Origin of the sequence: Micromonospora sp. NPDC005174 (assembly GCF_040608495.1) — a bacterium.
Lineage (GTDB): Bacteria > Actinomycetota > Actinomycetes > Mycobacteriales > Micromonosporaceae > Micromonospora.
This window is the reverse complement of record NZ_JBEXIJ010000013.1, coordinates 126,589-136,714: the sequence shown is the minus strand read 5'-3', so window position 1 is coordinate 136,714 and position 10,126 is coordinate 126,589. Positions and strand designations below refer to the sequence as shown.

6 protein-coding genes are annotated in these 10,126 nt (G+C 71.0%); 1 reads left to right on the top strand and 5 read right to left on the bottom strand.

Annotation, left to right across the window (positions count from 1 at the left end; genetic code table 11):
• On the bottom strand, positions 1-267 hold a 267-nt coding region (locus tag ABZU91_RS16915; protein WP_355240647.1), incomplete at its 3' end, for a hypothetical protein.
• Between the two features lie 197 nt (positions 268-464).
• Here ABZU91_RS16915 and ABZU91_RS16910 point away from each other — a divergent pair.
• The gene (locus ABZU91_RS16910) at positions 465-1,103 is read left to right on the top strand and encodes a response regulator transcription factor (RefSeq protein ID WP_355240644.1); all 639 of its coding nucleotides are present in this window, start codon (positions 465-467) and stop codon (positions 1,101-1,103) included.
• A 2-nt stretch (positions 1,104-1,105) separates the two neighbouring features.
• On the opposite strand, the gene ABZU91_RS16905 is transcribed toward ABZU91_RS16910, so the two are convergent.
• Genes ABZU91_RS16905 through ABZU91_RS16890 form a run of 4 tightly spaced genes read right to left on the bottom strand, consistent with a single transcriptional unit; the run spans position 1,106 to position 10,030 of the window.
• Positions 1,106-2,485: an EsaB/YukD family protein gene (locus ABZU91_RS16905; protein WP_355240641.1), complete on the bottom strand. Its 1,380-nt coding sequence runs from the start codon at positions 2,483-2,485 to the stop codon at positions 1,106-1,108.
• A 26-nt stretch (positions 2,486-2,511) separates the two neighbouring features.
• Complete coding sequence (gene eccCb / locus ABZU91_RS16900; RefSeq protein ID WP_355240638.1) at positions 2,512-6,510, bottom strand: type VII secretion protein EccCb; 3,999 nt, start codon at positions 6,508-6,510, stop codon at positions 2,512-2,514.
• A gap of 6 nt (positions 6,511-6,516) precedes the next feature.
• Positions 6,517-9,261 carry a right-handed parallel beta-helix repeat-containing protein gene (locus ABZU91_RS16895; RefSeq protein WP_355240635.1) on the bottom strand — a complete coding sequence of 915 codons (2,745 nt, stop codon included), beginning with the start codon at positions 9,259-9,261 and terminating at the stop codon, positions 6,517-6,519.
• Positions 9,251-10,030, bottom strand: coding sequence for a hypothetical protein (locus ABZU91_RS16890; RefSeq protein WP_355240632.1), 780 nt, complete (start codon positions 10,028-10,030; stop codon positions 9,251-9,253). Before ABZU91_RS16890 ends, ABZU91_RS16895 begins: the two co-directional genes overlap by 11 nt.
• Positions 10,031-10,126: the final 96 nt, after the last annotated feature.

Genomic DNA, 10,126 nt, shown 5'->3' with positions numbered 1-10,126 from the left:
GAACACCGTGCCATCAGCCGACACCTGCAACGTCACATGACTCGAACCGTCGTACGACACCTTCGAGCCATCGTCGAACGACCACGTACTGCCATCACCCGCATACGCGATCGACGCGACCCCACGCCCATTGGGCAGCACCACATGCGTCGGGCCATCATCGGTGAAGGCACTGAACACCGTGCCGTCCGGCAACTCCTGCGACGCGACGTGACCGTCATCGTCGTACGAGACAACCGACCCGTCAGAGAGCTTGTCGGTCAGCACTCGGCCTCCTGGTCGGGGCGTCGGATGGCAGTCCCCTCTGAGGCTAGGAGCGAGCATGGGAGCGCTGGAAATCCTCCGTTCAGGGACGTGCGTGAGATCTCCGGGGAAATCCGACCGTCCGTGAACCGGTGCCGTGGGCGACACGTTCTAGGAGCCGTTCACCCCGGTCCGCCCGGGTTGAGGCCCTGGAGGTACTCGTGTATTCAGTCGCGATCGTCGCTGCACAGCCCATCGCACGCGCCGGCATCGAGAAGCTGACCTCGGACGACCCGGGGCTGCGGGTGGCGGCGGCAGTTGGCTCCCTGCGGGACCTGTACAACCGCGGCGGGTCGTACGACGTCGTCGCGCTCGATTTGCCGCAGGTGACCGCTTCCACGCTTGACGACGTGGCCAAGCTGACGTCGATCGGGGCGCCACTGGTGAGTTCGGTGTGGGAGGGCTCCCCGTCGCTGTTGGCGACCATCCGCGCGGGGGCGCGCGGTTGCATCAGCCGGCAGGCGGAGCAGCGTGACGTGCGCGAGGCCATTCGGGTGACCGCTCAGCAGGGTTTCTACCTGTGTCCGCGCATGATCGGTCAGTTCCAGATGGAGCTGAACAGCCGCGGCGACGAGGACCGTAGCGGGCTGGCGCCACGGGAGGTGGAGACGCTGCGGTGGATCGCCTCGGGCTTCACCCACGCGCAGATCGCCACCCGGATGGGCCTGTCGCAGGCCACGGTCAACACCTACGCGAAGCGTATCCGCGCCAAGTTGAACGTGAGCAACAAGGCCGAGCTGACCCGGATGGCCATCGAGATGGGCCACCTGTCCCGTACCCGCCGCAACCCCGCGGCCTGACCTCAGAACAGTGCGCGGCCGACCGCGACCAGGTGCTCGAACACGCCCAGCACGCCCAGCGTCAGCGGCGCGATGGCGAGCCCGGTGACGACGCCGACGGCCTCGGCGCGGCTGCGTTTGCGCGGTGCCCGCGCCACCGTCGCCGCGTCGGTCTGATCATCCTTCGGGGGAATCAGGTAGGCCATCGCCACACCGACGCCGACGACGAGCAGGCCGGCGACGAGCAGCAGGGCCGCGACGAGTACGTCGGCAGCGCCGGCCCGGCTCACACCCACGATCAGCGCGAACAGTCCGATGAGACCCGCACCGGCGGCGGCGAGCAGTTCACTGGTGACGGCGGCCTGCCAGGCGCGGGCGAGCAGGGCCGCGCTGATGACGATCGCCGTGGCGACGGCGAACCCTTCGCCGGAGACCGCGAGCGGGGGCAGGGCGAGAGCCAGGGCGACGGTCGGCCCGGCCACGACGACGGCCAGGAAACGGTTCGACTCGCGTACGAGGTGGGTGGTGGCTTCGGCAGCCGCGGTGCGCCCACGGGGTCGGCGTACTCCCCAGGACGTCAGCATCGCCGACGTGCGGCGCGAACCCGCGAGCATGGCCACGGCCACGGCGGCGACGAGGGCCATGGCCTGGTTCCGGTCGGCCTCCAGGCCGAGGAGGAGCAGCGCGACGACGGCCGCCACGAACAACTGGACCTCGACGGCGGCGACGACCACGCTGGGTACGAGCGCCAGCCCCATGATCGCGGCAAGGTTCGCGCCGGCGATGGCACCGATCCAACGGTAGTCCGGGCCGCCCAGGCCACCTCCGACGAGCAGGCCGGCCACGGTCAGGCACGGCAGGGTGCCGAGCACCACGAGGTGGACGAACGCCTCGGGCATGGTGCTGGGCTTCTGTTGTAGACCCCAGGCGACTCCGAGAAGCGCCAGCGCGATCAGGACCAGGACGATCACCGTGACGGTCGGGGCGCGCAGTCCGCTTGCCCGACCGACGAGGACCGCTGCGGCGGCGAGCCACGCGAGGCCGAAGGCGAGCACCACCGGGCCTCCGCTCGGCCGGGTGCGGCGCTGGGCGGCCGCCTCGTCGGCGACGACCTCGTCGATGTCCATGACCACGGGCGCCTCACCGGGTTCCCGGGTGACGTCACGCAGGTAGAGCACCTGCCCGTCGACCACACCAAGGTCCTGGAGGCTCGCGTCGAGCGGGTACGCCTGCCCGTCGACACCGGCCAACGACCAGGCGGCCGGCATCACGTCCGGCTCGGCCTGCCCGCACAGCTCTGCCAACTGTGGCGCGTACTCGCCGATGGGAGCGGTGGACGGCACGGCGATGTCGACCCGGCGCAGTTGTCCCACGACCGTGATGCGGCTCTGCTCGTTCGCCATTGAAGACGCCTTTCGGGTACGGGTTGTCAGACGCTCGTGGCGACCTGGATGAGCCGGCGGGGACGTCCCCGCTCGACCAGGACGCCTCGGCCGGGCGGACGCTGGGCGGCACGTTCGTCGCCGAGCACCACCCCTTCGCGGTGGTCACCGGAGAGGATCAGTCCGCCGGCGCCCATGTCGCGGATGCGGGCGGCGAGCGGATCGCCCATCGTGCGGGAGATACCGGTGACCCGCCGGGACAGGACGACGTGCAGGCCGACCTCGCGAGCCTGCGGTATGAACGCGGCCAGCGGGTTGAGCGGGCCGGACGCGCCGGCGAGCAGGTCGTAGTCGTCGGCGACGACGTACAGCTCGGTGCCCTCCCACCAGTCGCGGGCCTTCAGTTGGGCCTGACTGATACCCGGCGGGGGTACGCGTTCCTTGAGCTTCTCGACGACCTGCTGCACGTAGACCTGCGCGGTGGTGGCGTCGCCCGCGTACGCGCCGAGGTAGTCCTCGGGTACGACGTCGAGCAGGGTGTGCCGGTAGTCGAAGAGGACGACCCGCATGTCGTAGGGGGAGGAGCGTTCGGTGAGCCCGCTGAGCCAGGTCTTGAGCACGGTGGTCTTGCCGGATCCGGCGTCGCCGTACACCAGGAAGTGGGGGTTGTCCCCCAGGAGGTCGAGGGTGACGGTTCCCAGGTCGTCCTCCGCGAGACCGATGGGGACGGCGGTGCTGGCGGGGTCGGTGGCCAGCTCGCGCACCTCCACCCGGTGGGGGAGCAGCTTGACCGGGGGCGCGGCCCGGCCGGTCCATCCTGCGGTGATCTTTGCGATCGTCTCCTCCTGGGCCTCGCGCAGGCCCTCGGCGGTGTCCTGCCCGTCGAGACGGGGTAGCACGATCTGGAAGTAGGCGCCGGGAGCACTGAGACCGCGACCGGCCGTCCCGGACGGCACACGGGCGGCCATCCGCCGGTTGACCTCGGATTCGGTGGGATCGTTGAGGCGCAGCTCGATGCGGGTGCCGATGCTGTCGCGCAGGGCCGGCCGGATGTCGTTCCACCGGCCGCTGGTGAGCACGACGTGCACACCAGCGCCGAGGCCGCGGGCGGCGATCTCGGTGACGATCTGCTCGGCGCCCTCGAACTCGGCGCGCAGCGCTCCCCAGTTGTCGATGAGCAGGAAGATGTCGGCCCCGCGTACTCCGGCGGGCAGTTCACCGGCGGCGCGGCGTTCCCGGAAGTCCCCGATCGAGTCGACGCCCAGCTCGCGCAGCAGGCGCTCCCGTTCGACGATCAGTGACCGCATCTCGGCGAGGGTGCGGCTCACCAGTTCGAGGTCGGTACGTCCGGCGACCGAACCGACGTGCGGCGCCGCCGTGAACGGATGCAGCGTGCCGCCACCGAAGTCGATGCAGTAGAACTGCGCCTCGGCCGGGGTGTGGGTGAGCATCGTCGACATCATGATCGTGCGCAGCAGGGTGCTGCGGCCGGTACGCGGTGCGCCGACGGCGGCGAGGTGACCGTGCGCCCCGCCGAAGTCCATGAGCAACGTTTCGTGTTCCTGCTTCAGCGGCAGGTCGAGCAGGCCCAACGCGATGGAGAGTTGACCGGTCAGCGGCCACATGCGCGCGCTGTACCCCCGGTCCGGCTGGTCGGTGGGGCGGCCGATGAGGTGGTCGAGCGCGAGTGCGGGCGGCAGCGGCGGCAGCCACACCTGGTGGGCGGGCGCGGTCAGTGAGCTGAGCCGCTCGACGATGATCTGCAACTCGGTGGGGCCGCTGCGGTTGGTGGCCTGGTTCTCGTCGGGCTCCCGCTCGATGACCTCGGACGCCGTGCGGATACCGAACGGTGCGAGCGTCGGACCACGGCCGGCAGCCGCGTCCCGCTCCTCGGGGCTGACGAACGGCGAGGAGACGTGGGCAACCCGCAGCCGCTGGTAGATGGACTCGTCGACCTTCAGGTACGCGGAGCCCGGGATCGGCGGCAGCTTGTACGCGTCCGGCGTCCCGATCACCGTCCGCGACTCGGCCGCGCTGAAGGTGCGCAGGCAGATCCGGTACGACAGGTGCGAGTCGAGCCCGCGCAGCCGTCCCTCCTCCAGTCGCTGGGTGGCCAGCAGCAGGTGCATGCCGAGTGACCGGCCGACCCGCCCGATCTGGACGAACAGTTCGGTGAAGTCGGGCCGCCCGGCGAGCAGTTCACCGAACTCGTCCACGACGATGAGCAGGTAGGGCAGCGGCTCCAGGGGTCGACCCTGCGGGTCGGTGACGCCGCTGGCACGGCGCATCTGGTACTCGCGGATGCTGTCCACGTTGCCCGCGTCGCGCAGCATGCGTTGACGTCGCTGCTGCTCGCCCATGAGCGCGGCGAGCACCCGGTCGATCATCGCGGCGTCGTCGGCCAGGTTGGTGATCAGCCCGGCGACGTGTGGCAGTCCGACCAGCGGGGCGAACGCGGCACCGCCCTTGAAGTCGACGAGTACGAAGCTCAGCAGCTCCGGCGAGTGGGTCAGCGCAAGGCCCATGGTCAGGGTGCGCAGCAGCTCGCTCTTACCGGAACCGGTCGCGCCCACGATGAGGCCGTGCGGACCGGACCCGCCCTGCGCCGACTCCTTGATGTCGAGTACGACGGTCCGACCGTCGCCGTCGGTGCCGATCGGCGCCCGCAGCATCCGGGGGTCTCCCGGGGCGACCCATCGACCGGTCAGGTCCGCGCTCACCGGGTCTGCGCCGAGCACCATCTCGGTCAGCGACCGGGTCCGGGTCAATACCTGTTCACGCTCGTCGGACAGCCGCAGCGGGGCCAGCGCTCGGGCGATCAGTTCGGCGAACTCGGGGGTCACCGCGTCCGGCACGCAGTCGACCGCGGGCGTGGTGACCAGTTCGGTCCGGCCCTCGACGGCCAGGTGACCGTTGTCGTCGACACGTACCCGCAGGTCGACGCGACCGGGCTCGTCGGCGTCCCGGTCCGCCAGGAAGATCAGCGTGAGGCCGGTCTCCGGCCCGGCCGCCAGTAGCAGCGCGTTCATCAGCTCCGAGCGTCCCCACTCGGAGACGGGTGCGAATCCGGTGAACACCACGATGAGCCGGCGCTGCCGAGGCGCGCTGCCGCGCTCGGCGGCCAGTTGGGACCTGCGGGCGGTCTGGGCCTCGATCCGCTGGGCCAGCTCCTGGGTGAGGTACGGGCCCAGCAGCTCGGGGTCGGGGGCGATCAGCGACACGGTGCCCGCCTCACCGCGGGTCTTCGGCTCGAACGTGTGCGGCAGCCACTTGGCCCAGTCCCAGCGGGGCGCGCCGGACGTCTCGACGGCGATGGTCACGTCGTCGGGGGCGTGCAGCACGGCCACCTGGCAGAGCAGAGCACGCAGTAGGGGTTCGGTGCGGGCGGCGCCACCGACGAGGCTGATCACCCCGGCCTTGCCGACATCGACCACCATCGGCTGGCGTTCCACCCGCCCCATCTGGTCGATGAGGGTGCGCGCCGCCTGCGCCGACTCCCAGTCGTAGTCGGCCAGCGGGTCCATCTTGGCGTCCATCTGCAAGGGCGTGGCGAGCCGCACCGAACCGCAGCCGAGCCGCGTACGCAGGAAGTCGTCATCCTGCTGGCGGCGCTCCCAGATCCGCTGTCGGGTGGTGGCGATCGACCAGAGCCGGGCCGGCTCAGGATTGCCGAACGCCGCCACCGTGCGCTGCGCGGCGGCCACCTGCCGGGCGCTGTCCCGGGACAGTTTGAGGTGGCCCCGGTAGCGCAGCCGCTGGCGCCGGGTGGTCTTGCCGGCCACGCTGCGCTGCTGCATCCGCATGGCGATGACCGCGCCGACGGACGTCACGAAGAAGAGCACACCGATGATGATCAGCGCGGGTCGCCCGAACGTGACCATGTACGCGGCCATGCCGACGCTGGACAGCAGCGGCAGGACGAGGCTCCACGCCGTGTTCGACGGGTTCTCGGTGGGCGGCTCGGGCGGGGTGGGCAGTACGACGGTGTCGTTCGGCAGTTCGGGTTGCAGGACCCGCGCCGGGCGGTGGAAGGCGAGTTTGGTCACCCGAGGTCACTCCCGGAAGTCGACGTCGATGCCGGCAAGGTCGTCCGCCTCCAGCGTGCTGAGGTGTTCGTCGGTCGGGTTGATCAGCTCGAACACGCGGGCGGCGTGTTGCTCGGTCATCTGCTGGAACACCTTGCGCGCGAACCGCCCGTTGCCGAAGCCCTCACCCCGCCCGGTGGCCCCGAAGAAGGACCGCAACGCCGACTGGGCGGCCGGCGACAGTCGGTAGTCGTGCTCTCCGGCCTGCACCTCGACGATCTCGACCAGTTCGTCCGAGGTGTAGTCGTCGAACGTCAACGTGCGCGAGAACCGCGACGACAGGCCCGGGTTGGCGGCGATGAAGTGCCGCATCTGGTCGGGGTAGCCGGCCACGATGACCACCACCTCGGCGCGGTGGTCCTCCATGAGCTTGACCAGCGTCGAGATCGCCTCCTGGCCGAAGTCGGAACCCTGGCCCTCGGGCACGAGCGCGTACGCCTCGTCGATGAAGAGCACGCCACCGAACGCGCGCCGGAAGGCGGCCTCCGTCTTGGGCGCCGTGTGCCCGACGTACTCGCCCACCAGTTGGCCGCGGTCGACCTCGACCAGGTGCCCGCTGGCGAGCATGCCCATGGCCGCCAGCAGTTGGCCGTAGAGGCGGGCGACGGTGGTCTTTCCGGTGCCCGGGTTGCCGGCGAAGATCAGGTGGCGGGACATCGGCGGCGGCGACAGCCCGGCGGCGCGTCGCCGCTGGACCATCTGCATCAGCTTGACCATGGTCTTGACGTCCTTCTTGACGCCGGTGAGACCGACCAGGGCGGCGAGTTGCGCGAGCAGGGCATCGAGGTCCGCCTCCGAGGCGACCGGATTGACTTTCCCGACGGCCCTGCGCTGACCGCCTGCCGCCAGCGCCGGCACGGCCAGGGCGGAACGCTCGGCCGGGGTGGATCCCCAGGTGGCGCTGCCGACGTCGGTACTCCAGCACTCCTGGAAGGTCGCCTGGCCGCCCTCGGCCTGGCTGACGTCCTCGTCGGCGTCGTGCACGTGGCAGCGCAGCAGTGTCGGGTCGGCGCCGCTGCCCACGTACACGGACGGGTAGGCGGTGTGCGACACCTCCGCGTCGACGACGAGTCCGTGCGCGTCCGGCCCGAAGTAGAGACCGTTCTTCTTGCAGTGACTCAACCGCAGGTCGCGGACGACGGGTGCCGCTGCCGCCCAGACGGCCAGCCCACTGCCGCCGACCTCGGTGATCTCGCAACCCTCCAGCACCGCGCGGGACTCCTCGCCGAGGAACACACCGGCCGCGCCGCAACCGTCGACCCGGGTCCGGATCAGCGTCGGCGCGCAGCCCGCCGCCACCTCGATGCCGGTCTGCGCGGCCGCGCTGACCCGGCAGTCCTCCACCAACGGGCGGTGCGGAGTGTCGAGGTGTACGCCGATCGTGCCGCCGGTGACGGTCACGTCACGCAGCACTGCGTCGGCCGCGCCGTCGACGTGCACCCCATGATGCTCGGCACCCTCGACGACCCCGCCCCGCACGTGCAGCAGAACCCGCTCACCCGCCCGCACACCGATCTCCGGCGTACCCGCCACCACGCAGTCGACGAGCGTGGCCTCGGTCGTACCGACCAGGTGAACCGCGGTGAGAGCGCTGCCGCGGATCTCGCAGTCCCGCAGCAGGACCCGACCACCGGCCGCGAAGACGCCGTTCGCCGCCGAGTCGGTGAGAGCGCCGGAGAAGGCGCGTACCTCGGCCTCGTCGCGGACCGCGAGCGCGGTCTGCCCGGTGTGTGCCACGCGGACGTCGTGCAGTGCGAGCCGGCTCTGCCCGGTCGCGAGGATCCCCGCCGACCCGGCCCGCTCCACGTCGGTGTCGTCGACGCGGACCTCGGGAGAGCCCTCCAGGAGCAGTCCCGCCGCCTCGGTGCGGCTGATCCGGCACCGCTGGAGGGTGACTCCACCGTTCCCGGGATCACCCACCTGCGCGCCGACCAGCATGCCGGGCTTGACCGCCGGCCACCAGGCCGCGTCGAAGGACGCGCTGCCGGTAACCCGCACACCGTCGGCCGCGATGTCCTGCAACACGCAGTCGGTCAGGCGGGCCGTTGCCTGCTCGGTGATCGCGACGCCGACGGCACCGATCCGGCCGAGCTCACACCGATCGAGTACGGCCGTGGCGGTGCCCCCGGCGACCAGTCCGGCTCCGGTGATCGAGTCGAGATGCACGCCCACCAGTTCGCCGCGCGCCGAACCGGTCAGCACCACACCGTTCCCGTCGACGCGGTCCACCCGTACGTCGACGGCACCGAGCCGCGCGCCGTCCGTCGCCGTCACGCCCGTACCGGTGACGTCCTGCACCGCGCACTGCCGCAGCAACGCCGCCGCTCCACCGGAAATCTCGACGGTCCCGCCGCTGACGATGGCCGCCTCCAGGGTCAGCGAGCCGCCGGTCACGCTGACCGCGACCTGGCCCCCACGGGTGCCGGAGACGGTCAGTCCGCGTACGGTCGCCGCGCCCCCACGGACGACGAGCGCCGGACCCTCGGCGGCGGTCAGCTCGGCGGTGCCCTCCTCCTCGACGAGGAGGGTGATCGGGCGGTCCAGGACGACCTGTTCGCGGTAGACACCCGGCGCCACCACGATGACGGTGTCCTCCCGGGCGGCACGTACCGCCGCCCCGATGGTGCGGTGCCGGCCCCAACCCCTGGTGGACACGCGTTCCACCCGGCCCGTCGCCGGAATCGGCGCGAGGGTTTCGGTATCAGGTCTCACAGGCCACCTTCAGCTGGGCGAGCGCGATCCGGCTGCCCTTGGCCCCGGCACTGCCAGCCAGGTCGAGAGCGACCGCGATCTTGTTCTGGTGCACCGGAAACGTGCCCGCCGGCGCCCAGGTGCCGGCGTGTGCCTTCTGGTCGAAGGTGAAGTTGGCGTACGGGGTTCCGCCCCGCCCCGGCGTCATCGCGTACCGGACCCGGTTGGCGGGGTTGTAGTCCCCCTCGGGTACGTAGACCGAGACGGCGCAGGTGTTCATGCCCTTCGGCGGCGCGAACCACCACGTGACCGACTCGACGCCGGCCTTCGTCTGCTTCGTCGCCGGAGGCGGCACCGTCGCGTACGTACCGTGGCAGTTGTCGCCGTTCCACCCACCGGTGCCGACGGTCCGCCACTGCGCGGTACGACCGGCCGCCTCGAATCCGTGATCCGACGCGGCGACGCAGTCCCAGCCGGCCACCATGCTCCAGGTGGTGGGCGCGCCAGAGGCGAGCACTCCGTTGGGTGGAGCGGCCTGGGCCGGAGGTTTCTTCTCCAGCGGCTTGACCAGACTCCAGAAGATGCCGACCACCAGGGCGCCCACACACACCAGGGCGGACACGGTCACGAGAGTTGGCCAGCGCACGGTGAGTCGTTCACTGGCCGGGCGATCACCGGCGTGCTCCACGTAGGCGCGGACGAACTCCCGACGCCAACTGATCGCGGCTGCGGGCCCCGAACCCTGCGGCTCCGGCATCACCACTGTGGGGGCGCGGGACGGCTCAGCCACGGTCACCTCCAAGATTCCCGTTCACCAGACGGGTGGCCGACCGTCCCGGTTCACGAGTTCGTGGTGAATTTGCGAGCGACCACGCTCGGCGGGTGA